We start from the raw sequence: 24707 nt of genomic DNA, 5'->3' as shown, positions 1-24707 counted from the left end.
GGAGGATGAATCCGGTCCGACCGGTGGTCAGGTCACCGTGGCTGCGGGCCCCTGCGCTGCGGCAGGGTCACCACCGAGGAGTCGCCCGGACCGGCCGGCGGGAGCCCGCCCACCTGGGCCAGCAGATCGCACCACGAGGCCAGGTGCGCGGCGGTGTCCGGCGTGCCGCCGCGGCCCTCGCGCGGTGTCCAGGAGGCGCGGATCTCGATCTGGGAGGCGGCCGGGCGGGCGGACAGCCCGCCGAAGTAGTGCGAACTCGCCCGCGTGACGGTGCCGCTCGGCTCGCCGTACGTCAGGCCGCGCGCCTGCAGCGCCCCGGTCAGCCACGACCAGCACACCTCCGGCAGCAGCGGATCGGCCGCCATCTCCGGCTCCAGCTCCGCGCGCACCAGCGTCACCAGCCGGAAGGTGCCGTGCCAGGCCTCGTGCCCGGCCGGGTCGTGCAGCAGCACCAGCCGGCCGTCCGCCAGGTCCTCGTCGCCGTCGACGACCGCGGCCTCCAGCGCGTACGCGAAGGGCGCGAGCCGCCGCGGGGCGGGCGTCGGCTCCACCTCGATCTGCGGCCGCAGCCGCGCGGTGCGCAGCGCGTCGACCGCGGCCCGGAACGCCGGTGGCGCCGTGCCCGTCCGGCTCTCCGCCTGAGCGGAGTCCTTCCCGTCGTCCATTCCGTCAGCGCCGTCCGACGATCGTCCCTGAGCCGCAGCCATGCGGGGAAGAGTAAGGGGAACGGTGCCCCGGTGCAGGGAGGACACCCCTGAGGGCGGCCGCACTTCTCGCTTCGCGGCCGTGCGAGACTTGCCGACGTGAGTGCCAACGGAAGCCCCACGGGCCAGCAGCCGACCGCTACGTACGACAGCGCCTTCCTCAAGGCGTGCAGGCGTGAACCCGTGCCGCACACCCCCGTGTGGTTCATGCGCCAGGCCGGCCGCTCACTGCCCGAGTACCGCAAGGTGCGCGAGGGCGTCCCGATGCTCGAGTCCTGCATGCGTCCCGAGCTGGTCACCGAGATCACGCTGCAGCCGGTGCGCCGGCACAACGTGGACGCGGCGATCTACTTCAGCGACATCGTCGTCCCGCTCAAGGCCATCGGCCTCGACCTGGACATCAAGCCCGGCGTCGGCCCGGTCGTGGAGCAGCCCGTCCGCACCCGCGCGGACCTGGCCCGGCTGCGCGACCTGACGCCCGAGGACGTCTCCTACGTCACCGAGGCGATCGGCCTGCTCACCCGCGAGCTGGGCGGGACCCCGCTGATCGGTTTCGCCGGGGCGCCGTTCACCCTGGCGAGCTACCTGGTCGAGGGCGGCCCGTCGCGCACGTACGAGAACGCCAAGGCGATGATGTACGGCGACCCGCAGCTCTGGGCCGACCTGCTGGACCGCCTCGCCGACATCACGGCCGCGTTCCTGAAGGTGCAGATCGAGGCCGGCGCCTCGGCCGTCCAGCTCTTCGACTCCTGGGTCGGCGCGCTGGCCCCCGCCGACTACCGGAAGTCGGTCATGTCCGCCTCGGCGAAGGTGTTCGACGCCGTCGCCGGGTACGGCGTCCCGCGCATCCACTTCGGCGTCGGCACCGGCGAGCTGCTGGGGCTGATGGGCGAGGCCGGCGCCGACGTGGTCGGCGTCGACTGGCGCGTCCCGCTGGACGAGGCCGTCCGGCGCGTCGGCCCCGGCAGGGCGCTCCAGGGCAACCTGGACCCGACGGTGCTGTTCACCGACAAGGACACCGTCGAGGCCCGGGCCGGCGAGGTGCTCGACGCGGCCGCCGGTCTGGAGGGCCATGTCTTCAACCTCGGTCACGGCGTCATGCCGAACACCGACCCGGACGCGCTGACCCGGCTCGTGGAGTACGTCCACACCCGCACCGCCCGCTGAGCGGAGCCGCCCGCCGCGCGCTCACCGCACCCGCGGCTCACCACACCTGACGGGGTCGCGCCTGCCTGCCGAACACCAGGCGGCGCGGCTCCGGCGGTGGAGGGGTACCCGGCTTGAGCGGCCAGGCCAGCAGCATGCCCACCACGAAACCGACCACATGGGCCGCGTACGCCACCGTCCCGGCGCCGGACACCCCGTGCCCGGAGGAGTACACCGCCTGCAGCCCGAACCAGAAGCCCAGCACCAGCCAGGCCGGCAGCCGCAGCGGCAGGAAGACCAGGAACGGGACCAGGACCCAGACCCGCGCCCTCGGATACAGCACCAGATAGGCGCCCAGCACGCCGGCGATCGCCCCGGACGCGCCGATCAGCGGGTCGGCGGAGGCGGCGTTGAGCAGTGCGAAGCCGTAGCCGGCCGCGTAGCCGCAGAAGACGTAGAAGAGGAAGTAGCGGATGTGTCCCATCCGGTCCTCGACGTTGTTGCCGAAGATCATCAGGAACAGCATGTTGCCCAGCAGGTGCAGCCAGCCGCCGTGCAGGAACATCGCCGTGAACACGGACAGCGCCGGGGACTTGTCGTACGCGGGCGGTGCCACCACGCAGCCCGGGCCGTGCGGGCCCACGCCCACGCCGCCGGTCGGGACCGCCCGCGGCATCTGATGGTGGATCAGCTCCTGGGGGACCGCCGCGTAGTGGTCCATGAAGGCCTGCAGGTGGCAGAGCTGCGCCAGTTCGCTCGAACCCGGCACCGAAACGGTGCCGGGAGTGAGGAGGAAGACGAGGACGTTGGCGGCCACGAGGACGTACGTCACGTACGGGGTGCGGCGCGCCGGGTTCACGTCATGGACGGGGATGACCACACAGGAGTACTGCCCGGGAAACGGCGCGTGAATCGGTGAACGCCGGCGCGCGCGGTCGCGTATCTCCCCTCAACCGACGTGAGGATCAGGCGATGAACGCGAACGCTCCGCAGGTGCCGGCGATGCAGGCGCTGCCCGACGGCGAGGCCGAGCTGTCCTTGGTGATACGCATCCCCTGGGAGGACGTCGCCCGGCTCGGTCAGGAGGCCGGGCGGCTGGCGGCGCAGATGCAGCGGCCGGTGACGCTGGACGAGGCGGTGAGCTACCGGCTGCGGTCCACCCGTCCGTCCGCCTCGCACGCCAAACCCGCGGGGGAGCAGCCCGCGGCCACGCCGGCCGGCGGGGGCGTCACCTCCCTGCCGCGGATCAGCACGACCGCCTGAACCGCCCGCCGCCTACGGCCGGCCCGCCCGCACCTTGGCCGTCGCCTTTCTCGCCGCCACCAGGACCGGGTCCCACACCGGCGAGAAGGGCGGGGCGTACCCGAGGTCCAGGGACGTCATCTGCTGCACCGTCATCCGCGCGGTCAGCGCCACCGCCGCGATGTCGACCCGCTTGGCCGCGCCCTCCCTGCCGACGATCTGGACGCCGAGCAGCCGGCCCGTACCGCGCTCGGCGAGCATCTTCACCGTCATCGGGGAGGCCCCGGGGTAGTAGCCGGCCCGGCTGGTCGACTCGATGGTGACCGTCTCGAACCGCAGGCCCGCCCGGTGGGCGTCCTTCTCGCGCAGGCCGGTGCGCGCGATCTCCAGGTCGCAGACCTTGCTGACCGCCGTGCCGACCACACCCGGGAAGGTGGCGTACCCACCGCCCGCGTTGGTGCCGATGACCTGGCCGTGCTTGTTGGCGTGCGTGCCCAGCGGAACGTACTGTTCCTGCCCGGAGACCAGGTTCAGCACCTCGACGCAGTCGCCGCCCGCCCAGATGTTCCCGTGGCCGCGTACCCGCATCGCGAGATCGGTGAGCAGACCGCCGTGCGCACCGACCGGCAGCCCCGCCGCGCGGGCGAGCGAGGTCTCCGGGCGCACACCGATGCCCAGCACCACGACGTCCGCCGGGTACTCGGCGCCCTCGGTGGCCACCGCGCGGATCCGGCCGTCCTCGCCGGTGAGCACCCTGGTCACCTCGGCGTCGTTCACCATGGTGATGCCGAGGCCCTCCATGGCCCCGTGCACCATGCGGCCCATGTCCGGGTCCAGGGTCGACATGGGCTCCCGGCCGCGGTTGACGACCGTCACCTCGAAGCCCCGGTTGATCAGCGCCTCGGCCATCTCGACACCGATGTAGCCGGCGCCCACCACCACCGCGCGACGGCCTGGCGCCCGCTCCAGGGAGTCCAGCAGCGCCTCGCCGTCGTCCAGGGTCTGCACCCCGTGCACGCCCGGCGCGTCCACGCCCGGCATGTCGGGGCGGACCGGACGGGCGCCGGTGCCGATGACCAGTCCGTCGTACGACGTCCACGACTCCGCGCCGGAGTCGACGTCGCGCGCGCGTACCCGCTGCCCGGCCACGTCGATCTCCACGACCTCGGTGCGCGTGCGCACATCGATCCCGCGCGCGCGGTGCTCCGCCGGGGTGCGTGCGACGAGCTGATCGCGTTCGGGCACGTCACCGCCCACCCAGTACGGGATCCCGCACGCCGAGTAGGAGGTGAAGCGGCCCCGTTCGAAGGCCACGATCTCCAGTTCCTCCGGACCCGACATCCGCCGCGCCTGCGACGCCGCGGACATCCCCGCGGCGTCGCCGCCGATCACCACCAGCCGTCGCCTGCCGTCCCGCCCACCGTCCACGCTCATGCGAACACGCTACGGTGCGCGGCCACTTCGGTCCGACCGGGCCCGCGTGTCAGTCCTGGCGGCCCGGCTCGCGCGCCGGCTCCGGCACCGGGCGCGCGTGCGGCAGCGGACCCGGCGCGGTCGGCGCCGGTGCGGGGACCCGCGCCGGGCGGCGCGGCAGCCGCGGCCGGACGACCCGCGCCCACACCAGTGCCAGCAGGGCGGCGAGCGCGGCGAAGGGCAGCAGCGCGCCCAGGAGCAGGGCGATCCAGCGCAGCATCGTGACGAACGCGTGCCAGCCGCCCGACAGAGCGTCCACGAAGCCCGGCGTGCCGTCCTCGGCGGCCTTCTTCGCGGGCGTCTCGGACAGCGACAGGGTGATGGTCGCGAGGCTGGTGCGGTCCTTGAGGGACGCCTGCCGGGCGAGCAGCGCCTCCAGGTCCGCCTCCCGGCTGCTCAGCTCCCCCTCCAGGGTGACGACGTCGCTCAGTTCGGTCGCCCGGTCCATCAGCGTCCGGATCCGGGCCACGCTCGCGCGCTGCGACTTGACCCGGCTGTCCACGTCCACGACCTGGTCCGTGACGTCCTGCGCCTTCGCGGTGCGCTCGACGAGCCGGCCGGCGCCCTGGAGGTCACCGAGGACCTCGTCGTACCGGGCCGACGGCACCCGCAGCACCACGCGCGTGTACTCGTGGCCGTCGGAGTCCCGGCCGGTGTTCTCGCCGCCGACGAAACCACCCGCGCCCTGCGCGGTGGTGCGGGCCCGCTCCAGCGCCTCGGAGACGTCCTTGACCTCGACGGTGAGGGAGGCGGTGCGGATGACGGCGCTCGGGACGGACGCGGGTGCCCGGCGGGCCTGCTTCGCGTCCTGCGCCCCGCCGCCTGCGGCACCCTCGCGCCGCTGCGCCCCGTCCGCGGCGGACTTGGCGGAACCGCCGTCCGAGTCGTCCGCGGCACTGCACCCGGTGAGCGCCAGACAGGCGGCGAGCAGGACCCCGGCCAGGGCCCGGACAGGTCGGACGGGACGTGGTGTGCGCATGGCGGTACCCCCGGGAGCGGTGAGACACGACGGCTGTGACCTCTGACGCTCCTTCGACGCACGGACGGTCCGGGACGTTGGGGTGCGCCGGTTCCGATGCGGTCACGGTCCGGACTCGTCCCGGACACCGGGCCGGGGCGGAACCGCCGGAGGGGTCTGAGAGAGTGGGGAACATGAGCGCAACGGGTACGCATTCGGGGCATGTCGTCGTCATCGGAGCCGGGATCTCGGGGCTGGCCGCCGCCCACCGGCTGCTGCGGCGAGGCGCCCGGGTGACCGTGCTGGAGGCCTCGGACCGGGTGGGCGGCAAGCTCCTCCCGGGCGAGATCGCGGGCGTCCGGGTGGACCTGGGCGCCGAGTCGATGCTGGCCCGCCGCCCCGAGGCGGTGACCCTCGCGCGCGAGGTCGGCCTCGCCGGGCGGCTTCGGCCGCCGGCCACCGCGACCGCCTCGATCTGGACCCGCGGCGCCCTGCGCCCCATGCCCAAGGGGCATGTGATGGGCGTCCCCGGGACCGCCGCGGCCCTCGCCGGGGTGCTGTCCGACGAGGGCCTCGCCCGGATCGGACGCGACGCCGAACTGCCCCGCACCGAGATCGGCGACGACGTGGCGGTCGGCGAGTACGTGGCGGCACGGCTCGGCCGGGAGGTCGTCGACCGGCTGGTGGACCCGCTCCTGGGCGGGGTGTACGCGGGCGACGCGTACCGCATCTCGATGCGCTCGGCCGTGCCGCAGCTCTTCCGGGCGGCCCACACCCACGACTCCCTCACCGAGGCTGTGCGCGACATCCAGGCCGCGGCCGCGGCGAGCAGGCAGACGGGGCCCGTGTTCATGGGCATCGAGGGCGGCGTGGGCCGGCTGCCGCTCGCGGTCGCCGAGTCGGTGCGCGCCCTCGGCGGCGACATCCTCTGCCGCACGCCGGTGACCGGGCTGCGCCGGGAGGCGTCCGGCCGCTGGCGGGTCATCGCGGGGGAGCGGGTGCTGGACGCGGACGCGGTGGTCGTCGCCGTACCCGCCGCGGCCGCGGCCGCGTTGCTGAGCGCCGAGATCCCGGCGGCGGCGGCCGAACTCGCCACCGTCGAGTACGCCTCCATGGCCCTGGTCACCCTCGCCTACCGCCGTACCGGACTCGCCCTGCCCGCGGGCAGCGGGTTCCTGGTGCCGCCCGTCGACGGCCGCACGATCAAGGCGTCCACCTTCGCCTCGCAGAAGTGGGACTGGATCGCCGAGGAGGACCCGGACGTGGTCGTGCTGCGCACCTCGGTCGGACGGCACGAGGAGACCGAGGTGCTCGAGCGCGAGGACGCCGAACTGGTCGCCGTCTCCCGCAGCGACCTGCGCGAGGCCACCGGCCTGGACGCCGCACCCCTGGAGACCCGCGTGACCCGCTGGACCGAGGGGCTGCCCCAGTACCCGGTGGGCCACCACGCGCGCGTGACCCGTATCCGCGAGCACGTCGCCGGGCTGCCGGGCCTCGCGGTGTGCGGCGCCCAGTACGACGGCGTCGGCATCCCGGCCTGCGTCGCGAGCGCCCACGCGGCCGTCGACCAGCTCGGCGGCGACCTCGGCGGCGTGTGGAGGCTGACGGCCGACCCGGTGCAGAGCCTGCACGGCGGAGCGGGAGAATAGGAACATGAGTGACGACGTCCCCACCACCGAGACCGGCAGGATCCCGAACAAGGGCAAGCTGGCCAAGGACCTCAACGAGGTCATCCGCTACACGCTGTGGTCCGTCTTCAAGCTGAAGGACGTGCTCCCGGAGGACCGCGCGGGCTACGCCGACGAGGTCCAGGAGCTGTTCGACCAGCTCGCCGCGAAGGACGTGACGATCCGCGGCACGTACGACGTCTCCGGGCTGCGAGCCGACGCCGACCTGATGATCTGGTGGCACGCCGAGACCAGCGACCAGCTCCAGGAGGCGTACAACCTCTTCCGGCGCACCAGGCTGGGCCGCGCGCTGGAGCCGGTGTGGTCGAACATGGCGCTGCACCGCCCCGCGGAGTTCAACCGCTCGCACATCCCGGCGTTCCTGGCCGACGAGACGCCCCGCGACTACGTGAGCGTCTACCCCTTCGTGCGCTCCTACGACTGGTACCTGCTGCCCGACGAGGACCGGCGCCGCATGCTCGCCGACCACGGCAAGATGGCCCGCGGCTACCCGGACGTCCGCGCCAACACGGTCGCCTCGTTCTCGCTCGGCGACTACGAGTGGATGCTGGCCTTCGAGGCCGACGAGCTGTACCGCATCGTCGACCTCATGCGCCACCTGCGCGGCTCCGAGGCCCGCAGGCACGTCCGCGAGGAAGTCCCCTTCTTCACCGGGCGCCGCAAGGACATCGCCGATCTCGTGGCGGGCCTGGCCTGAGGGTGGGCCGGGGGGTGTCCCCGGGGATGCGGTACGGGCGCCGGAGGGACGTCACCGGTCCGGTGGCGGGGCCGGGCCGGGGCGCAACAGGCCCTGAAGGGCCACCCCGCGGTCCCCGGCTGGCGCGCGGCGACGGCCACGGCCCCCGCCGCGTCGTCGGATCACCCGAACCGGCCCGGTAGCGGGACGGCCCTCCGCCTCGCGACGCACCGCGTCCGACGCCGTGCGCCGATCGGCCGGGGATCGCGGGACGGCCCTCAGCCCGCCTCGCCCTTGACGGCGTCGCGTTCGGGGCGCTCAGCGGTGGGGGAGACCGCGGGCCCGGGCCGCGGCTCCGGGCGCGGTGCGCAGGCGGCGTGCCGCGCCGGGACGCGGCCCTCGAGCAGGTAGCCGTCCAGGTGGCGGTTCACGCACCCGTTGGGGCCGCCCCCGATGCCGTGCGTACCGGCGTCCCGCTCGGTGACCAGCGCCGATCCGGCCAGCCGCCGGTTCATCTCCAGCGCACCCGAGTAGGGGGTGGCCGCGTCCCGTTCGGCGGCCAGGATCAGCACCGGCGGCAGCTCACCCGGCCCCGTCCGCACGTCCAGCGGCCGCTGCGGGGGGACCGGCCAGTAGGCACAGGGCAGGTTCGTCCACACGTTGTCCCAGGTCTCGAACGGAGCGCTGCGCGCGAGCCGGGTGTTGTCGCGGTCCCACACCATCCAGTCCGTCGGCCAGGCCGCGTCGTTGCACTCGACCGCCGTGTAGACCGCGGCGGCGTTCTCCGCCTCGGCGGCCCTGCCCGCGTCCGGCGCGGCCAGCTCGACCAGCGCCCCGGCGTCGCCCCTCAGATAGGCCGACAGCGCGGCGGCCCGGCTCGGCCAGAGGTCGTCGGAGTACCCGGCCTGCAGGAACGCGTTCTGCAACTGACCCGGGCCCACCGTGCCGCCCGCCGCCCTCCGCGCCAGCCGGCCGCGCGCGGTGGCGAAACTCCGCCGCACCTTCGCGGCGGTGTCACCGAGCCGGTACACGTCGTCGTGCCGGGCGATCCACTCGCGGAAGTCCGTCCAGCGGTCCTCGAACGCGGCGGACTGGTCGAGGTTGGCGCGGTACCAGACCTTCTGCGGGGACGGGTCCACCGCGGAGTCCAGCACCATCCGCCGGACGTGCGAGGGGAACAGCGTCGCGTACAGCGCGCCGAAGTAGGTGCCGTACGACGCGCCCAGGTACGTCAGCCGGTCCTCGCCCAGAGCGGCCCGCAGGACGTCGAGGTCACGGGCGTTGTTCAGGGAGTTGTAGAACCGCAGCCCGCTCCCGGACCGTGCGGCGCAGCCGCGCGCGTACGCCTTCGCCCGGTCGACGCGCTGCCGCTTGTACCGCTCCGTGGGGTGGGTGGGTGACTCGGTGGGCGCGTGGAGGAAGAGCCTCGGCTCGACGCAGGACAGCGGCGCCGAACGGCCCACCCCGCGCGGGGCGTAGCCGACGAGGTCGTACGCGGCGGCGATCCGCTGCCACACGGGCAGGGTGCGGGCCATCGGGAAGTACATCCCGGAGGCGCCGGGGCCGCCCGGGTTGTAGACCAGGGCGCCCTGCCGGGGCACCTTCCGCCTGCTGTCGCGCGGGTCCTCGTGGGTGGCCCGGGCCCGGCTGACGGTCAGCTCGATCTGCTCGCCGTCGGGCCGCGCGTAGTCCAGCGGGACGCGTACCGTGCCGCACTCCAGGCTCCGCGGCGCGTCCTTCCCGTCGCACCCGGCGAACTCGATGCCCGTCTCGCGCGCCCGCTGGGCGGCCACCGCCGTCCCGCGCGTCTCCGCCGTGCCCGGGGCGCCCGCGGCGCCGTCCGCCGGAGCCGCCGTCAGGGCCGCGAGGAGCAGGGACCCGGCGGCCGAGTACAGGGCGGCAGCTCTCATCGCGTATCCCTCCGGTGCGCGGCGGCGATGGCACGGCTGCCACGCCCCGACGGTCACAGGAGGGATGTTTGGTCCGGCTCCGGGTGAAGGCAAGCACCGCACGGCGGTGTCGCCGGGAATGCCCCCGGCGCGCCCCCGAAGGACGTTCTCACTCCCCCTCGGGCCACTCCCCCTGGGGCCGGTCGGGGTGGGGCCGGTCGCGGTGGGCGAAGGCGGCGCGCAGCTCCGGCTCCGCGACCGCCCGGACGCCCCGCACGGCGACGCAGGTCAGGAAGTACCGCTCGTCGCCGCCCGGGGCCGGCTGCCGGGGCAGGGCGCCCAGCAGCCGCTGTCCGGCCGGGGAGGCCCAGCGCGAGCCGGGGTGCGCCTCGACCCGGGCGATGGCGAGACAGCTCAGGGTCAGCGTGAGCGGCAGCGCGAACCACAGTGCCACGAGGAACCGGGGCGTTCCGGCCTGAGCGGGCATCAGCAGGGCGGCCAGGGCCAGCGCGCAGACCGCCGCCGCGGCGGCCCGCACCTGGTGGACGCCGTCGGCGACGGTCGTCCGCGCCCCGTCCGGCACCGCGAGTCCCGAGCGCACCAGCCCGTCGGCGAGCCGCCGTACGGCCTCCGCGCCGGCCGCCGCGGCCCGCACCGGGGCGATCCTCGACTGGCCCTCGGGCCCTATCGCGCCTATGACGGACCGCTCCATGGCGTCGCGGCCCCGCGGGTCCACCACGGTGGCCCAGCCGGTGTGGGCCAGCAGCAGCCGCCGCTGCCGGGCCATGGAGACCATGGTCACGTCGGCGACCCGGGCGGGGCCGCCGGACAGGAACGCCGCCTCGTACAGCGTCAGGTCGCCCTCCCGGTCCGTGGGGACGGTCTCGGCGTCGAGGTCCGCCGAGCGGACCGCGGCCAGGCACAGCCGGGTGCACGCGACCCCCGCGAACACCCAGGCCACAAGCAGCAGAAGGACCCAGAACATGACGTGTTTCTATGCCAGGCGCCGCGGAAGCGCCATGGCCGGTCCAGCATCCGGACCGAGTGTCGCCGGTACGTGACGTTCCGTTTTCGCCGCAGGTCAGGGGGCATCCGCCGGGAGCGGGCTCGAGGCTGCGGGCGGCAAGGAGTACGACTCCGACGGCGCGGGCGCCACCGGGGCGGCGGAACCGGCGTCGGTGACCGGCGGCGTGGGCACGGGGGAGGGGGTGGCCGCGAGGTCCCGGGCCAGCGTGGAGAAGTCGACGTACCCGGTCGCCTCCAGGACCTTGATGTGGTCCAGCACGGTCGTGTTGGCGTCGTCGGCCAGATCGCGGACCAGTGAGTTCTGGGTGCCGGCGCGGACGTCGGCGATCAGCGAGAACACCCGGCCGTGCGCCAGGCGCAGCAGGCAGGCGAACTGCCGGTCGAACTCCTGGCCGCGTGCGCTCCGCAGCGTGGCGAGCCACTGTCTCTGCTGTGCGTTGGGCTGGTCGGGCAGGGGCACGCCGAGCCTGGAGGCGACGGTGCGGTCGTGTGCGTCGAGCGAGGTGTGGCCGTCCACCAGATGCTGTCCGGCGTCCCGTACGGCCTGGGTGGTGCCCCTCTCCAGGGCCAGTTGACCGGCCGGCAGTTCCCACAGCCCCGCGAGCCGCACCTTGGTCACGAAGTCCCGGTCCCGCTCGGAGAGCGGACCGTACGGCGTCGTCACGGTCCGAGCGCCGAGCACCTGTGCTCCGGCGGTGCCGCCCGGCCGGTCGGCGTACGACCAGAGCGGGAAGAGCAGCGCCGCGGCGGTCGCCGCGAGGGCCGTGATGATCAGCCCGGTGCCGCTGAAGATGCCTCGGCCCTTGACGGGGGGTCGCGGTCGCATGGTGCCTCCTGCACCGCACTCCGGTGTGCTGGGTGCGGATCTGGCATATTACTGCGGCCCGCGGGGCGACCGGTCAGCGGTGGGCCGGGGCGGACCGGCCGATCAGGTCCCGCGCAGCAGCACCCGTGCCCGTGCCGCCAGCCCGCGGGGGCGGGGCGCCGGGCCCGAGCGGTGCAGCCACCACTCCCGCAGCTCACGCCGGGCCCGCGGATCCCGCGGGTGGCCCAGCTTCAGCAGGTGGCCGGCGAAGTCCAGCGCGTCCCGGCGGTAGCCGCCGCTCATCGGCAGGCTCCGGGCGTAGTCGAGGAACGCCCGCCGGTATCCGTCCCCGAGGATCACCGGCAGCTCGGGCGCCACCCTCGCCACCACGTCGGCCCGCTTCGCGGCGAGCGCCCGCCCCTGCACGCCCATCCGCACCCGGTCGAACCCCTCCGGTACCGGTGTCCCGGCCACCAGCGACGACAGCACCGCCGTCTGTGCGACACCGAGCCGCTGCCGCACCCCGGGCCCGGCCGGAGCCGGCGCGCCCACGGCCGGGCCACCGGCGGCGCGGCGCGGCTTCTCCGCTCCGCCCGCCGGGCGCGCCGCCCCGGCCGTCACGGCGGTCCGGACGGCGCCCAGCTCCCGCTCGAGCTCGGCCGGCTCGGGGAAGTCGTCGTCCCGCTCCAGCAGTACCCCAGGCGGCGCGACGCGGGAGGCGAGGGCGGTCAGGATGTCGAGCACCGCACGCGGCACGGGGTGCGCGTGGCTGTCGTGCCAGATGCCGTCGCGTTCGAACCCGCCCGCGACATGCACGTACGCGATGGCCTCCACCGGCAGCGCGGCGAGCGCGGCCGACGGGTCCTCGCCCCGGTTGACGTGGTTGGTGTGGAGGTTGGCCACGTCGACGAGCAGCCGTACGCCGGTGCGTTCGACCAGTTCCGACAGGAACTGTCCCTCGGTGAGCTCCTCGCCCGGCCAGGAGAACAGCGCGGCGATGTTCTCCAGGGCCAGCGGCACCGGCAGCGCGTCCTGTGCGATCCGCACGTTCTCGCACAGCACGTCGAGCGCGTCCCGGGTGCGCGGCACGGGCAGCAGATGGCCCGCCTCCAGGGGCGGGGAGGCGGTGAGCGCGCCACCCGCCCGGACGAACGCGATGTGCTCGGTGACCAGGGGCGCGCCGAGTGCCGCCACCCGTTCGGCGAGTGCCGCCAGCCGTCCCGGATCGGGCCGCCCGGCTCCGCCCAGGCCGAGGGAGACGCCGTGCGGGATCACGGTCACGCCGCGCTCGCGCAGCCGCAGCAGCGACTCCGGCAGGTGGCCGGGGCAGACGTTCTCCGCCACGACCTCCACCCAGTCGATGCCCGGCATGGCCTCCACGGCGTCCGCGATCTCCGGCCGCCAGCCGATCCCCGTCCCCAGTCGCAGCATGCCCCCACCCCCTCCTTGGAATGACGGGGGTATGGCCCCGCCGGACGGCCCCGAATCCTGACCGTCCCGCGTTCAGAGCAACATTTGAGGTTCGGGGCCGCTACCGGCGCAGCGCGGGGTGGTCGGCGACGACCGTGCAGGAACCGGGGGCGATCTCCGTGAAACCCGCGTCGCGGACCAGGGGGAGGCCGCTGGTGGTCAGCCCGGGCCAGTCGCCGGGCGCGGCGGTCCGTACGGACAGCGGGAAGCCCTCGTCGTGCCAGGTGGCACGCGCCTCGGGAGACAGGGCCCACCAGGCGAGCTGGGCGCCGTGCCCGGCCTGGGCCATCGCCTTGCCCGCCGACATCTCCAGCCCCGGGTTGAGCCACAGCACCGGCAGGGCGAGGTCGGCGCCGGCCGGCGGCTCCGGGTCGTCCAGTTCCGTGCCCGACACCTGGAGCTTCGCCAGGTCCTTGGGCCAGCCGTCCAGCGGGACCGGCGGGAAGACCCGTACCTGCGCGGACCTGCCGGTCACCGTGATCCCGGGCAGCGCCTCGGCCCGCCGCCACTCGGCGCCCCGGGCACGTCGCACGACCTTGCGGATCCGGGCGTCCTCCCAGTTCCGTACGGCCTGCGCCCACTCGCCGTCCCCGGTGGCCCGGTCGTCGCCCAGCATCAGCAGCACGGCGCGGGCGGCGGTCTCCAGGGCGTCGGTACGGGCGGGCGGGGCGCTCTTCTCGATCCGCACGACGAGCGGCAGCACGAACTGCGGCGCCTCGTCACGCGGATTGCACTCGGTCTGGAAGGGACTGTGGCCGGGGGTGGCGGGGGCTTGACTCACAAGGGCCCAGCTTACGAGGGGCCCGACCGGGCCCCCGCCGAGCCCCTGGTCCGGCCCCGGCCCGCCGCCGGCCGCTCAGCCGGAGCGGCGGCGCGCCGGGGTCGCCCCGCCGCTCGCCGGGCGGGCGCTCGGCGAGGGTTCCCGGATGCGGACGGCGGCCCCTTCGCATCCGGGGCCCGGCGGCGTCGGCGGTCACGCCGTACGACCCGTCGTAAGTCGGGCCCGGTCTCGGCGCGGGCGTCACCGGTGGCCGTTCGTCCCTCCGATCAGCTCGGAGACCTTCACGAACCGGTAGCCCTGCCGGCGCAGCTCCGGGACGACCGCGCGGACCACGCGCGCGGTCGTGGGAGCGGCGCTGCGGGTGCAGTGCATGACGACCACCGAGCCCGGCTTGACGCCGTCCAGAACCTGCTGGACGACGGCGTCGGCGTCGGTGGCGAACGCGTCACCGCTCACCACGTCCCACTGCACCGCGGTGACCCCGGTGGCGCCGAGCGCGCGCAGGGCCTGGCGGTCGTAGCAGCCGCCCGGGAAGCGGAAGTACGGCAGCGGGTGCGGCACACCCGCCGTACGCAGGGACGCGTAGGCCCGCTCCACCTCCTTGCGCATGCCGGCCGGGCCGACCGTCGGCAGGCCGTAGCAGTCGCCGGTGAACGCGTAGTGGCTGTAGGAGTGGTTGGCCACCTCGAACTGCGGATCGCGCCCGAGGGAGCGGGCCTGGGCCGGGTACTGCTCGGCCCAGCGGCCGGTCATGAAGACGGTGGCCGGCACCTTCAGCAGGCGCAGCGTGGCGATGAGGTCAGGGTTGTCGAAGTGCTCGCCGGAGGCGGCGCGGGGCCCCTCGTCGGCGGTCATGTCGGCGTCGAAGGTCAGCGCGACGGTCTTGCCGAGATCGCGCGGGCCGTGTTCGAACACCGGGGTCAGGCCGCCCGGGCCCGGCGCGAGGGTCGGGGGCCGGGAGACGGACGGGGAGGCGGAGGGGGCCGGGTTGGCGTGGGCCGGACGGGCGGGCCCGGGGTTGCCCGCGGTACCGCAGGCGGCGAGGGCGGCGCCGAGGGCGCAGAGGGCGGTGAGACGGCGTAGGGAAGCGATCACCGCATGAAAATAGTACTGAACAATCAGTTATCGGTTTATATGACAACTGACGCGGCCCTGGGATCACCCGGGCGGCGGGAGCCCCTGGCGGCCCTGCGCCGTCCTCCGCTCAGGTCTCCTCCGGCCGGCGCGGTGCCTGACGCTGGCCCGCGTCGCCGTTGGGCGTGGGCAGTTGCCCGAGCTGGTGGCCCCTCTCCAGGAAGTGCAGCAGCTCCACCGGGATGGGCAGCACCAGGGTGGAGTTCTTCTCGGCCGCCACCGCCATCACCGTCTGCAGCAGCCTCAGCTGGAGCGCGGCCGGGGTCTCGGACATCTGCTCCGCGGCCTCGGCGAGCTTCCTGGAGGCCTGCAGCTCGGCGTCCGCGTTGATGATCCGGGCCCGGCGCTCCCGGTCGGCCTCGGCCTGGCGGGCCATCGACCGCTTCATCGTGTCCGGCAGGGACACGTCCTTGATCTCCACCCGGTCGACCTGGACGCCCCAGCCGACGGCCGGGCTGTCGATCATCAGCTCCAGGCCCTGGTTGAGCTTCTCCCGGTTGGAGAGCAGGTCGTCCAGGTCGCTCTTGCCGATGATCGAACGCAGCGAGGTCTGCGCCATCTGGGACACCGCGAACTTGTAGTCCTCGACCTTCACCAGCGCGCTCGCCGCATCCACCACCCGGAAGTACACGACGGCGTCCACCCGCACGGTGACGTTGTCCCGGGTGATGCCCTCCTGACCGGGGACCGGCATGGTCACGATCTGCATGTTGACCTTGTGCAGCCGGTCCACGAACGGGATCACCAGGGTCAGGCCCGGGTCGCGCACGTCGCCCATCACCCGTCCGAGCCGGAAGAGCACACCCCGCTCGTACTGCTTGACCACACGCGCGGCCATCGCGAAGTAGACGACGCCGACGGTTGCCGCGGCCGCGACCGCTCCCAGCAGCTCCTGGAGCATGATGACCTCCTCACCGAGAGGTCGGCCTTTTGTCCGCTACTGCAACCATATGCCCGGGTTTGAGGGAGAAGCCATGGGCCGAACGGCCGTGGTCCGGACCGGGACACCGAGGGGCGTCGGCGTCCCGGTCCGAGGTGCCGGGGCCTCAGGCCGCCGGCGCGCCGGCCGGTTCGCCCGGCGCGGACCGCGCGGCCGGGACGGCCGGCTCGGTGACCCGGACCGGCTCGGTGCCCGCCGCGCTGTGCCGCTCGGCCCAGTTCTCCAGGGCCTTGCGGCAGGCGTGGTCCAGGTGGTGCAGGCCGGACAGGTCCAGTCGCACCGGACGGTCCTGGGGGAGTGACTCCAGACTGTCCAGGATCTTCGGCAGCCGCAGGAAGGTCGCGTTGCCCGACAGGTGCGCCTCGACCGGGCCCGCGCCCTTGTCGACGACCTCCAGCCGGAGGTGCGAGGCCTCCCAGGCCGTCTTGACCACCGCCAGTGCCAGTCCGATGAGCACGCCCTCGAACATGCTGACCGTCACGATCGACACCGCCGTGACGCCCAGGATCAGCGCCTCGCCCCGGTGCTCGCGCCACAGCGCGGCCAGCGCCCGGACGGGGACCAGCTTGGCGCCGGCGTGTATCAGGACCCCGGCGAGGGCCGGGACCGGGATGAGGGCGAGCACGCCCGGCAGCAGCGCGGCGAACAGCAGCAGCCACACCCCGTGCAGCACCCGGGACGCCTTGGTGCGGGCGCCCGCAGCGACATTGGCCGCGCTGCGCACGATCACCGCGGTCATCGGCAGCGCGCCGAGCAGCCCGCACACCGTGTTGCCGGCGCCCTGGGCGATCAGCTCCTTGTCGTACGCGGTGCGCGGCCCGGCGTGCAGCCGGTCCACGGCAGCCGCGCTGAACAGTGACTCGGCGGACGCGATCAGCGTGAACGCGACGATCGTGCCGAGCAGCCCGGGGCCAGCCAGGCCGGCGAACTCGCTCAGCGGCGGCGGCTGCACCGAGCCCAGCAGCCCCTTCACCTCGACGGTCGCCACCGGCAGGCCCAGCACCGCCGCGGCGGCCGTGGCCAGGCCGACCGCGGCCAGCGGACCGGGCACGGTGCGCACCCCGGCCGGCGCGAGCCGCCACAGCACCAGGACCGCGACGGTGCCCGCGCACAGGGCGAGTGAGGCGAGCGCCGGTCCGTCGCCGAGGGCGTCCAGGAACGCCCCGGGGAGCCCGGCCATCTTGCCCAGGCCCGAGTCGGGGGCCTTGGCCGCCAGGGCCGGATAGAGCTGGCCGGCTATCAGGACCAGCCCGATTCCGGCCAGCATGCCCTCGACCACGGAGACCGAGATGGCCCGGAAGTACCGGCCGAGCCGGAGCGCGCCCATGAGTACCTGGAGCAGGCCGGTGGCGAGCACGATCACACCGAGCGCCGGCAGCCCGAACTCCTTGACCGCCTCGAAGACGAGCACCGTCAGTCCGGCGGCCGGCCCCGAGACCTGCAGGCTGCTGCCGCGCATCGCCCCGGCGACGAGGCCGCCCACGATGCCGGTGACGAGCCCGAGCTCGGCCGGCGCCCCGGACGCCACGGCCACGCCCACGCACAGCGGCAGCGCGACCAGGAAGACGACGAGGGAGGCGGTGAAGTCCTGCCGCAGGTGGGGGAAGCGGGATATGAGTCGTGAGGTCGTCATCGGCGCGCTCACAGGGCTTCGAAGGTGTCGGTCTGCGGGCGGTGCGTCCGCACGGCGCCGGTGTGCACCTCGTAGTACCAGGCGTGCAGGTCGATCCGGCCCTCAGCCAGCCTCCGCTCGACGCACGGGTACGAGCGCAGCCGCAGGAGCTGGGTGAGGACGTGGCTCTGCACGCCCTCGGCGACCTCCGGATCCGCGGCGCCGCCGGCCGGGCGGGCGGCGGCGTGCGCCAGCCAGTCGCGCACGGCGGGAACGGCGGTCAGGTCGTCGCCGCGCACCAGCGCGCCGACGGCACCGCAGTGCGAGTGACCGCAGACGACGATGTCGCGGACCCCGAGCACCTCGACGGCGTACTCGATGGTGGCGGCCTCACCGGTGGGCCGCTCGGAGGTGTAGGGCGGGACGATGTTGCCCGCGGTGCGCAGCTCGAAGAGCTCGCCGGGGCGGGCGCCCGTGATCAGGGCCGGGACGACCCGGGAGTCGGAGCAGGTGATGAACAGGACCTGCGGAGACTGTCCCGCGGCGAGCTCGGCGAACTCCTCAGGGCGCTGTCCGAACGTACGGGCGTTGTCGATGAGGGGCTGCATGTGTGTGGATTCCTCCTGGCGCGCCGCACCGGCGCGTCGGGCTTGCACGACGGTCGTGGGGGGAAGGGCCGGCTCTCAGCGGCGGAACACCTGCAGCGCCGCCGGGGAGTGGGCTCTGGAGGATCTCGTGGTGCGGTGGTGCGGATCACCGGACGGCGCCGGTGACCACGGGGCGGCCGTCTGCCGGGATGTGAGCGGGTGCTCCCGCGCGCACCCGGCCGCGGGTGCGCGGTGCCGGTCCCGGATGTGCGGGGTGCCGGCGGGTTCCTTGGGGCGGCCCGGTTCGCGGAGCGGGTCCGCCTGCTCGGCCGGTCGCTGCACGGAGGAGGTGATTCCGGTCCAGGCCTTGGCCTCTGCCTCACCGACGGTGTGCGCGGCTGCGAAGGTTCCCGCGACCGCGAAGAACTGAAGCGCGAGCAGGGCGGTGGTGACGAAGGTGAGCGTGATCCGGGCCATCCCACCTCGGAACATGCGCCCCCCTCCCAGAAGTTCACACCTCTTGCGTGCACCAACCATTGGTCAATGGATGGTCAAGAAACACGTTAACCCCGCAAGGACCTTTGCAGGGTTAACTGAGGGTGAAGCGCGCAAAAGAGCGTGAAAAGTGCGGTTCGCATGGCGCGAACCGGCTCTTGACCCGACGGGTCCCGAACGAATATCGACGCGGCACTGGCCGGCCAGGTGCTGGGCTGCGGGGTATCGGGCCGCGAGTCGCCGGGCCGCGAGGTGACGGGGGCGCGAGGTGACGGGGGCGCGAGGTGACGGAGCGCGAGTCGTGGGGCTGCGGGGCGGTGGGCCGCGCGGCCATGGGCTATGAGACGACGAGGCCCTTCGCGTCCCGGGCCAGCGCGGTGAGCCGCGATATCGCGCGGAAGTACTTCTTGCGGTAGCCGCCGTTCAGCATCTCCTCACTGAACAGCCGGTCGAAGGGCAGCCCCGAGGCCAGCACGGGCACCTCACGGTCGTACAGCCGGTCCGCCAGCACCACCAGCCGCAGCGCCGTCGACTGGTCCGGCACCGGCGTCACATCGGTGAGGCACACCGCGCTCAGCCCGTCCGTCAGCGCGCCGTACCGGCTCGGGTGCACCTTCGCCAGGTGCTCCAGCAGATGCGGGAAGTCGTCCAGCGAGGCGCCCGCCGTGGCGTACGCGGCCTTCGTCACCTGCTCGTCCGTGAACGGCGCCGGCGCCTCGGGCAGACCCCGGTGGCGGTAGTCCTCGCCGTCGATCCGCAGGGCGCGGAAGTGGGCCGACAGGCCCTGGATCTCACGCAGGAAGTCGGCGGCGGCGAACCGGCCCTCGCCGAGCTTGCCGGGCAGCGTGTTGGAGGTGGCGGCGAGCGCCACGCCCGCCTCGACCAGCCTGCCGAGCAGCGTGGAGACCAGCACGGTGTCGCCCGGGTCGTCCAGCTCGAACTCGTCGATGCACAGCAGCCGGTGGCCGCTGAGCGTCTGCACCGTCTGCTGGAAGCCGAGGGCGCCCACCAGGTTGGTCAGCTCCACGAAGGTGCCGAACGCCTTGAGCGAGGGCTCGGCCGGGGTGGCGTGCCACAGGGAGGCGAGCAGGTGGGTCTTGCCGACGCCGTAGCCGCCGTCCAGGTAGACCCCGCGGGGGCCCGCCGGGGTCCTGGGCGCCTTGGCCCGGCCGAAACCGAGGAAGCCCCGCCTGCCGGCGCCCGTGGCGTGCGCGCCGCCGAGCCCGGCCGCGAACCCCTCCAGCACCCGCACGGCCTCGGTCTGGCTCGGCTGGTTCGGGTCCGGGATGTAGGTGGCGAAGCGCACCGAGTCGAAGCGCGGTGGCGGCACCATCTCGGCGACCAGCCGGTCCGCGGGGACGTGCGGCTCGCGGGCGGTGAGGGACAGCGGACCCGCGTCGGTCAGGGGACTGGAACCATGGGCTGCGGTGGAGGACGACACGGTTACCCATGCTAAGCGCCGTGTCACACTGCACGACATGCGACGCCTGTTCCCTGTGACCGACGAAACACCAGACCAGGCCCGGGAGTGGAGCCTCGCCGAGCTGGCCGCCGCCTACGCCTACCCGAAGCCCGCCGCCGGCGCCCCGCGGCCGTGGCTGCGCGCCAACATGGTCGCCACCCTCGACGGTGCCGCCCAGCACGAGGGGCGCTCCCAGCCCATCTCCAGCGCGGCCGACATGCGCGTCTTCGGCACCCTGCGCGCGCTCGCGGACGTGATCGTGGTCGGCGCGGAGACGGTACGGCAGGAGGGCTACCGGCCCGCACGCGCGCGTGCCGAGTTCGCGGCGGCCCGGCAGGCCGCCGGCCAGGGTGCGGCCCCGGCGATCGCGGTCGTCACCGCCGGCCTGGAGCTGGACTTCTCCCTTCCGCTGTTCACCTCGCCCCTGGTGCCGACCGTGATCGTGACCGGCGCGGCGGCGGCCCCGGACCGGGTCTCCGCCGCCCGGAAGGCCGGCGCCCGGGTGGTCTTCGCCGGTGAGGGCGTGGACGTCGACCCGGCCCGCGCGGTGAGCGCCCTCGCCGGCCTCGGGTACACCCGGCTGCTCACCGAGGGCGGTCCCAGGCTGCTCGGCCGGTTCGTGGCCGCCGGGGTGCTGGACGAGCTGTGCCTGACCGTCTCGCCGATGCTCACCGCCGGGGACGCGCAGCGCATCGCGGGGGGACCGTCCGTCGCCGTCCCGTGCCGTTTCGCCCTGGTGTCCCTGCTGGAGGAGGAGGGATTCCTGTTCAGCCGGTACAGCCGGCCCTGAAAGCGATGGAATGTGTCGGTCCGTGCCGCTCCGGGGCGGGCAGACTGGGGCTGTCCGGTGTGATCCACCGGACAGCCCCCAAGTCCGGTCTAGCCGTGCGATCACGGGGCAGGATGGTTTCCGCAGGGCCCTGCCGGGCCCACGGGAGGAGAGAGGCGCCGGGTGTTCACTAGCGTTCTGATGATCGAGAAGGCCTTGTCGTCGGTCGACGTGGAGTTCGTCACCACCCTGCACGGGGACGAGCCGGTCTCGTTCCACGTGCTTCTCCAGCCGCGCGGCGACCAGGACCGCCTGCTGCGGGCCATCGACGACATCGCGCTCGGCGAACTGGACGACGCCGTCCGCGAGGGCAGGATGCCGGAGGGCGAGGCCGCGAAGGAGCCCGCCGAGAAGGCCCTGGCGGTCTCCCTGCGGGCGCTGCGCGCCGCGGGCAGCGAGGCGCAGGGGCGGCTCGTCGAGGACCATCCGCTGGACGCGCTCAAGGCACTCGTCGGCGAGGCGGGCGCGGACGAGGTGATCGTGCTGACCGCTCCGCACTACGTGGAGGAGTTCTTCCACCGGGACTGGGCCTCCCGGGCCCGGCACAAGGTGGGTGTGCCGGTGCTGAAGCTCTTCGCGCACGGCGAGGACTGACGCGGCGGCGGCCGGAGGCGCCGTGCCCGTTGCGAAGGAGGCCGGGCGCGAGCGCATAGGCTAGTGCCGCGTCGGCCGGGGTCCGCCCCGCCGCCACGCCCGGCGGGCACTCTCGCCGCACCGGCCGAGGGCCCGAGTACATCCCGTACGAGGGCCACCGGCCCGCGCACCGAGAGCACCCGCCGGACGCCGCTCCTCGACGGGCAGCCCCTGACCGGCGCGGCACCAGGCACGCTCAGCCCGTACCGGATCTTGGGAGAAACGCGCATGGCACCCGGACTTCCTGCCGCCATGGACCGACCGCACTTCATCGGCATCGGCGGCGCCGGGATGTCGGGGATCGCCAAGATCCTCGCCCAGCGCGGCGCCGCGGTGGCCGGCAGCGACGCCAGGGAGTCGGCGACCGCCGACGCGCTGCGAGCCCTCGGCGCGACCGTGCACATCGGGCACGCCGCCGGTCACCTCGCCGACGACGCGAGCTGCGTCGTGGTGTCGTCCGCCATCCGCGAGGACAACCCGGAACTGGTGCGCGCCGCCGAGCTGGGCATCCCGGTGGTGCACCGCTCGGACGCGCTCGCCGCGCTGATGGAGGGGCTGCGGCCGATCGCCGTGGCGGGCACCCACGGCAAGACCACCACCACGTCCATGCTGGCCGTGTCCCTCGGCGAGCTGGGCCTGCGGCCGTCGTACGCCATCGGCGGCGACCTGGACGCGCCCGGCTCCAACGCGCTGCACGGCGACGGCGACATCTTCGTCGCAGAGGCCGACGAATCGGACCGCAGCTTCCACAAGTACGCGCCCGAGGTCGCCATCGTCCTCAACGTCGAGCTCGACCACCACGCCAACTACGCCTCGATGGAAGAGATCTACGAGTCCTTCGAGACCTTCGCCGGCCGGATCGTGCCCGGCGGCACACTGGTGGTCTCCGCCGACCACGAGGGCGCCCGCGAACTCACTCGGCGGCTGGCCGGAGCGGTGCGGTGCGTCACCTACGGCGAGGCCGAGGACGCGGACGTGCGGGTGCTCTCCATCGTCCCGCAGGGGCTGCGCAGCCAGGTGACCGCGGTGCTCGACGGGCGGGAGCTGACGTTCACCGTCTCCGTCCCCGGCCGGCACTACGCCCTCAACGCCGTCGCCGCGCTCGCCGCGGGCGCCGCCCTCGGCGTCCCGCCCGCCGGTCTCGCGTCCGCGCTCGCCGCGTACACCGGCGTCAAGCGGCGCCTGCAGCTCAAGGGTGAGGCGGCCGGGGTGCAGGTCATCGACTCCTACGCCCACCACCCCACGGAGATGACCGCCGACCTGGAGGCCATGCGCGCCGCCGCCGGCGACGCGCGCATCCTGGTCGTCTTCCAGCCGCACCTGTTCTCCCGCACCCAGGAGCTGGGCAAGGAGATGGGCCAGTCGCTGGCGCTCGCCGACGCCTCCGTCGTACTGGACATCTACCCGGCCCGTGAGGACCCGATCCCCGGGGTGACCAGCGAGCTGATCATCGAGGCCGCGCGCGCGGCCGGCGCCGACGTCACCGCCGTCCACGACAAGGCGGAGATCCCCGCCGTGATCGCGGGAATGGCGAAGCCCGGTGATCTCGTTCTCACCATGGGCGCGGGCGACGTGACCGACCTGGGCCCGAAGATCCTGGACCGCCTGTCGCAGCAGTGAAGGGGCTGAGGCTCATGTCGTACAGCGTCGAGAAGCCGGACGAGCAGTGGCGGGCGGAGCTGACTCCGGCCGAGTACGCCGTGCTGCGCCAGGCCGGCACCGAGCCGGCCTTCACCGGTGAGTACACCGACACCAAGACCGAGGGCGTCTACTCCTGCCGTGCCTGCGGCGCCGAACTGTTCACCTCGGACACCAAGTTCGCGTCGCACTGCGGCTGGCCGTCCTTCTACGACCCCAAGGACACCGACGCCGTCGAACTGGTCCAGGACCGCTCGCACGGCATGGTCCGCACCGAGGTGCGCTGCGCCCGCTGCGGCTCCCACCTCGGCCATGTCTTCGAGGGCGAGGGCTATCCCACCCCGACCGACCAGCGGTACTGCATCAACAGCGTCTCGCTGCGGCTGGCGCCGGCGGAGGGCTGATCCTGGCGGGTGGCTCGGCTCGTCTGCCTTTGCGGCCCTGACCTGGGACCATCTCCGGGACAGGGCCGCTTTCCGGGTCCGTGGGCACGGCGCGTCCACCTACGCCTAACGGCTGTCCCGCGATCCCCGGCGGGCGCACGACGACGGCCACGGCACCTCGCCGCGTTTCCGGATCGCCCGGACACGCCCCGTACGAGGACGGCCCTCCGCCGTGCGACGCGCCGCATCCGGCGCCGCGCGCCGACCCACCGGGGATTCCGGGACAGCCCTCGGTGCGGCGTCAGCCGGGGTTCGCCCGCCCGGCATCGCGACGGGGCGAACCCCGGCTGACGCGGCACATGTCCGCCCGTCGAGGAGAGGTCTCCGCCGAGGCGGCTGCGACGGCTGCCCGTGACGGCCGTGTCCGCTACCCTGCTGGCAATACCCTGCCGGGGAGGGTGAGTTGACGGGGAGCACGGGGGCCGGCCGGTCGGGTGGTGGTCCGACGGGCGGGCGGGATCTGCGGGGCAGGGCCTTCCCGGCGCTCACCACCGGTACGCCGCACGAGCGACTGGGGTCGGTCGAGTCGCTGCGCGTCTGGGCCGAGCAGGAGGCCGAGGACGCCATCGAGTGGTACCTGCGGGACAAGCGCCGCAAACGGCGCGGCTCCCGCCTCGTTCGCGTTCTGATGATCGTCCTCGCGACGACCGGCACCGTGATCCCGCTGGCCGGCGCCGCCACCGGCACCGACATCCAGAGCTGGGGCTATGTCTTCCTGGCCGTCGCCGCGGGCTGCAAGGGCTTCGACCACTTCTTCGGTCTGTCCACGGCCTGGATGCGGGACATGACGGCGGCGCAGGCGCTGCGCGGCGAGCTGAGCGCCTTCCGGCTGGCCTGGTCGGCCGAACTGCTGCGGGACCCGACCGGCGTGCCGGAGCAGACCCTGGTCGAACGCAGGCTGCTGCTGATCGGTGACCTGGCCGGCAAGCTCCGCACCCACCTGCAGTCCGAGACCGGAGACTGGACCGCCGAGTTCCGCGCCGGGCTCCAGCACTTCCAGGACCCGGCCGCCGGGCTGCCCGCGCCACGCGACGCCGGTGCCGCCGCCGAACGCTGACCGCTCGAACCGCGTCGCG

Annotated in this window: 24 protein-coding genes; 9 read left to right on the top strand and 15 right to left on the bottom strand. The window is 74.1% G+C overall.

Going from position 1 to position 24707, the window contains the following annotated elements; translation table 11 throughout:
• Positions 1–32: 32 nt before the first annotated feature.
• Complete coding sequence (locus MXD57_RS10420; protein WP_250401060.1) at positions 33–707, bottom strand: DUF3000 domain-containing protein; 675 nt, start codon at positions 705–707, stop codon at positions 33–35.
• A 96-nt stretch (positions 708–803) separates the two neighbouring features.
• On the opposite strand from MXD57_RS10420, the gene hemE reads away from it, so the two are divergent.
• Positions 804–1871, top strand: coding sequence for a uroporphyrinogen decarboxylase (hemE, locus tag MXD57_RS10415; RefSeq protein WP_250401059.1), 1068 nt, complete (start codon positions 804–806; stop codon positions 1869–1871).
• 37 nt (positions 1872–1908) lie between these two features.
• On the opposite strand, the gene MXD57_RS10410 is transcribed toward hemE, so the two are convergent.
• The gene (locus MXD57_RS10410; RefSeq protein ID WP_250401058.1) at positions 1909–2730 is read right to left on the bottom strand and encodes a rhomboid family intramembrane serine protease; all 822 of its coding nucleotides are present in this window, start codon (positions 2728–2730) and stop codon (positions 1909–1911) included.
• A gap of 92 nt (positions 2731–2822) precedes the next feature.
• Between MXD57_RS10410 and MXD57_RS10405 the strand changes: the two genes are divergently transcribed.
• Positions 2823–3113 carry a hypothetical protein gene (locus MXD57_RS10405; RefSeq protein ID WP_374114675.1) on the top strand — a complete coding sequence of 97 codons (291 nt, stop codon included), beginning with the start codon at positions 2823–2825 and terminating at the stop codon, positions 3111–3113.
• A 12-nt stretch (positions 3114–3125) separates the two neighbouring features.
• Here MXD57_RS10405 and MXD57_RS10400 read toward each other — a convergent pair whose 3' ends face one another.
• Entirely contained in the window at positions 3126–4526 is a 1401-nt protein-coding gene (locus tag MXD57_RS10400; protein ID WP_250401057.1) for an FAD-dependent oxidoreductase, read from the bottom strand.
• 49 nt (positions 4527–4575) lie between these two features.
• Complete coding sequence (locus tag MXD57_RS10395) at positions 4576–5544, bottom strand: DUF4349 domain-containing protein (RefSeq protein WP_250401056.1); 969 nt, start codon at positions 5542–5544, stop codon at positions 4576–4578.
• A 173-nt stretch (positions 5545–5717) separates the two neighbouring features.
• On the opposite strand from MXD57_RS10395, the gene hemG reads away from it, so the two are divergent.
• Together hemG and hemQ are read left to right on the top strand one after the other, a co-directional pair.
• Entirely contained in the window at positions 5718–7172 is a 1455-nt protein-coding gene (gene hemG / locus MXD57_RS10390) for a protoporphyrinogen oxidase (RefSeq protein ID WP_250401055.1), read from the top strand.
• Between the two features lie 4 nt (positions 7173–7176).
• The gene (gene hemQ / locus MXD57_RS10385) at positions 7177–7908 is read left to right on the top strand and encodes a hydrogen peroxide-dependent heme synthase (RefSeq protein ID WP_250401054.1); all 732 of its coding nucleotides are present in this window, start codon (positions 7177–7179) and stop codon (positions 7906–7908) included.
• Between the two features lie 257 nt (positions 7909–8165).
• Here the strand turns inward: hemQ and MXD57_RS10380 are convergent, their stop codons facing one another.
• From MXD57_RS10380 to zapE, 11 genes are all read right to left on the bottom strand, one after another.
• Positions 8166–9797 carry an alpha/beta hydrolase gene (locus tag MXD57_RS10380; protein ID WP_250401053.1) on the bottom strand — a complete coding sequence of 544 codons (1632 nt, stop codon included), beginning with the start codon at positions 9795–9797 and terminating at the stop codon, positions 8166–8168.
• A 148-nt stretch (positions 9798–9945) separates the two neighbouring features.
• Positions 9946–10761: a TIGR04222 domain-containing membrane protein gene (locus MXD57_RS10375; protein WP_250401052.1), complete on the bottom strand. Its 816-nt coding sequence runs from the start codon at positions 10759–10761 to the stop codon at positions 9946–9948.
• Positions 10762–10857: 96 nt separating this feature from the next.
• Entirely contained in the window at positions 10858–11628 is a 771-nt protein-coding gene (locus MXD57_RS10370) for a DUF4142 domain-containing protein (protein ID WP_250401051.1), read from the bottom strand.
• Between the two features lie 102 nt (positions 11629–11730).
• A complete protein-coding gene (locus tag MXD57_RS10365) occupies positions 11731–13038 on the bottom strand; it encodes a DUF692 domain-containing protein (protein WP_250401050.1) in 1308 nt (435 codons plus the stop codon).
• Positions 13039–13138: 100 nt separating this feature from the next.
• Complete coding sequence (locus tag MXD57_RS10360; protein ID WP_250401049.1) at positions 13139–13858, bottom strand: aminoacyl-tRNA hydrolase; 720 nt, start codon at positions 13856–13858, stop codon at positions 13139–13141.
• Between the two features lie 240 nt (positions 13859–14098).
• Positions 14099–14953 carry a polysaccharide deacetylase family protein gene (locus MXD57_RS10355; RefSeq protein ID WP_250401048.1) on the bottom strand — a complete coding sequence of 285 codons (855 nt, stop codon included), beginning with the start codon at positions 14951–14953 and terminating at the stop codon, positions 14099–14101.
• 109 nt (positions 14954–15062) lie between these two features.
• Complete coding sequence (locus MXD57_RS10350) at positions 15063–15893, bottom strand: slipin family protein (protein ID WP_250401047.1); 831 nt, start codon at positions 15891–15893, stop codon at positions 15063–15065.
• 145 nt (positions 15894–16038) lie between these two features.
• Positions 16039–17565, bottom strand: coding sequence for a SulP family inorganic anion transporter (locus MXD57_RS10345; RefSeq protein WP_250401046.1), 1527 nt, complete (start codon positions 17563–17565; stop codon positions 16039–16041).
• 8 nt (positions 17566–17573) lie between these two features.
• Positions 17574–18152 carry a carbonic anhydrase gene (locus MXD57_RS10340; protein ID WP_250401045.1) on the bottom strand — a complete coding sequence of 193 codons (579 nt, stop codon included), beginning with the start codon at positions 18150–18152 and terminating at the stop codon, positions 17574–17576.
• Between the two features lie 75 nt (positions 18153–18227).
• Positions 18228–18623: a hypothetical protein gene (locus MXD57_RS10335; protein ID WP_250401044.1), complete on the bottom strand. Its 396-nt coding sequence runs from the start codon at positions 18621–18623 to the stop codon at positions 18228–18230.
• 340 nt (positions 18624–18963) lie between these two features.
• Positions 18964–20067: a cell division protein ZapE gene (gene zapE, locus MXD57_RS10330; RefSeq protein ID WP_250401043.1), complete on the bottom strand. Its 1104-nt coding sequence runs from the start codon at positions 20065–20067 to the stop codon at positions 18964–18966.
• A 37-nt stretch (positions 20068–20104) separates the two neighbouring features.
• Between zapE and MXD57_RS10325 the strand changes: the two genes are divergently transcribed.
• From MXD57_RS10325 to MXD57_RS10305, 5 genes are all read left to right on the top strand, one after another.
• The gene (locus MXD57_RS10325; protein WP_250401042.1) at positions 20105–20878 is read left to right on the top strand and encodes a pyrimidine reductase family protein; all 774 of its coding nucleotides are present in this window, start codon (positions 20105–20107) and stop codon (positions 20876–20878) included.
• 162 nt (positions 20879–21040) lie between these two features.
• Complete coding sequence (locus MXD57_RS10320; protein WP_250401041.1) at positions 21041–21511, top strand: indole-3-glycerol phosphate synthase; 471 nt, start codon at positions 21041–21043, stop codon at positions 21509–21511.
• Between the two features lie 267 nt (positions 21512–21778).
• The gene (gene murC / locus MXD57_RS10315) at positions 21779–23170 is read left to right on the top strand and encodes a UDP-N-acetylmuramate--L-alanine ligase (protein ID WP_250401040.1); all 1392 of its coding nucleotides are present in this window, start codon (positions 21779–21781) and stop codon (positions 23168–23170) included.
• A 14-nt stretch (positions 23171–23184) separates the two neighbouring features.
• Complete coding sequence (gene msrB, locus MXD57_RS10310; RefSeq protein WP_250401039.1) at positions 23185–23592, top strand: peptide-methionine (R)-S-oxide reductase MsrB; 408 nt, start codon at positions 23185–23187, stop codon at positions 23590–23592.
• 442 nt (positions 23593–24034) lie between these two features.
• Positions 24035–24688 (top strand): SLATT domain-containing protein, encoded by a 654-nt coding sequence (locus tag MXD57_RS10305; RefSeq protein WP_250401038.1) that lies wholly within the window; start codon positions 24035–24037, stop codon positions 24686–24688.
• Positions 24689–24707: the final 19 nt, after the last annotated feature.

Source organism: Streptomyces cellostaticus (genome assembly GCF_023630175.1).
GTDB classification, from domain to species: Bacteria; Actinomycetota; Actinomycetes; order Streptomycetales; family Streptomycetaceae; genus Streptomyces; species Streptomyces cellostaticus_A.
The sequence above is the reverse complement of the archived record's forward strand: the minus strand, read 5'-3'. Positions and strand labels throughout refer to the sequence as shown.

What these genes read in the sequence shown, in the direction of transcription:
- murC (WP_250401040.1), top strand. Translation starts at nt 21,779, where the DNA reads ATGGCACCCGGACTTCCTGCCGCCATGGACCGACCGCACTTCATCGGC.
- MXD57_RS10345 (WP_250401046.1), bottom strand. Translation starts at nt 17,565, where the DNA reads ATGACGACCTCACGACTCATATCCCGCTTCCCCCACCTGCGGCAGGAC.
- MXD57_RS10370 (WP_250401051.1), bottom strand. Translation starts at nt 11,628, where the DNA reads ATGCGACCGCGACCCCCCGTCAAGGGCCGAGGCATCTTCAGCGGCACC.
- MXD57_RS10335 (WP_250401044.1), bottom strand. Translation starts at nt 18,623, where the DNA reads ATGTTCCGAGGTGGGATGGCCCGGATCACGCTCACCTTCGTCACCACC.
- MXD57_RS10405 (WP_374114675.1), top strand. Translation starts at nt 2,823, where the DNA reads ATGAACGCGAACGCTCCGCAGGTGCCGGCGATGCAGGCGCTGCCCGAC.
- hemQ (WP_250401054.1), top strand. Translation starts at nt 7,177, where the DNA reads ATGAGTGACGACGTCCCCACCACCGAGACCGGCAGGATCCCGAACAAG.
- msrB (WP_250401039.1), top strand. Translation starts at nt 23,185, where the DNA reads ATGTCGTACAGCGTCGAGAAGCCGGACGAGCAGTGGCGGGCGGAGCTG.
- hemG (WP_250401055.1), top strand. Translation starts at nt 5,718, where the DNA reads ATGAGCGCAACGGGTACGCATTCGGGGCATGTCGTCGTCATCGGAGCC.
- MXD57_RS10325 (WP_250401042.1), top strand. Translation starts at nt 20,105, where the DNA reads ATGCGACGCCTGTTCCCTGTGACCGACGAAACACCAGACCAGGCCCGG.
- MXD57_RS10340 (WP_250401045.1), bottom strand. Translation starts at nt 18,152, where the DNA reads ATGCAGCCCCTCATCGACAACGCCCGTACGTTCGGACAGCGCCCTGAG.
- MXD57_RS10420 (WP_250401060.1), bottom strand. Translation starts at nt 707, where the DNA reads ATGGCTGCGGCTCAGGGACGATCGTCGGACGGCGCTGACGGAATGGAC.
- MXD57_RS10400 (WP_250401057.1), bottom strand. Translation starts at nt 4,526, where the DNA reads ATGAGCGTGGACGGTGGGCGGGACGGCAGGCGACGGCTGGTGGTGATC.
- MXD57_RS10350 (WP_250401047.1), bottom strand. Translation starts at nt 15,893, where the DNA reads ATGCTCCAGGAGCTGCTGGGAGCGGTCGCGGCCGCGGCAACCGTCGGC.
- MXD57_RS10375 (WP_250401052.1), bottom strand. Translation starts at nt 10,761, where the DNA reads ATGTTCTGGGTCCTTCTGCTGCTTGTGGCCTGGGTGTTCGCGGGGGTC.
- MXD57_RS10380 (WP_250401053.1), bottom strand. Translation starts at nt 9,797, where the DNA reads ATGAGAGCTGCCGCCCTGTACTCGGCCGCCGGGTCCCTGCTCCTCGCG.
- MXD57_RS10365 (WP_250401050.1), bottom strand. Translation starts at nt 13,038, where the DNA reads ATGCTGCGACTGGGGACGGGGATCGGCTGGCGGCCGGAGATCGCGGAC.
- MXD57_RS10395 (WP_250401056.1), bottom strand. Translation starts at nt 5,544, where the DNA reads ATGCGCACACCACGTCCCGTCCGACCTGTCCGGGCCCTGGCCGGGGTC.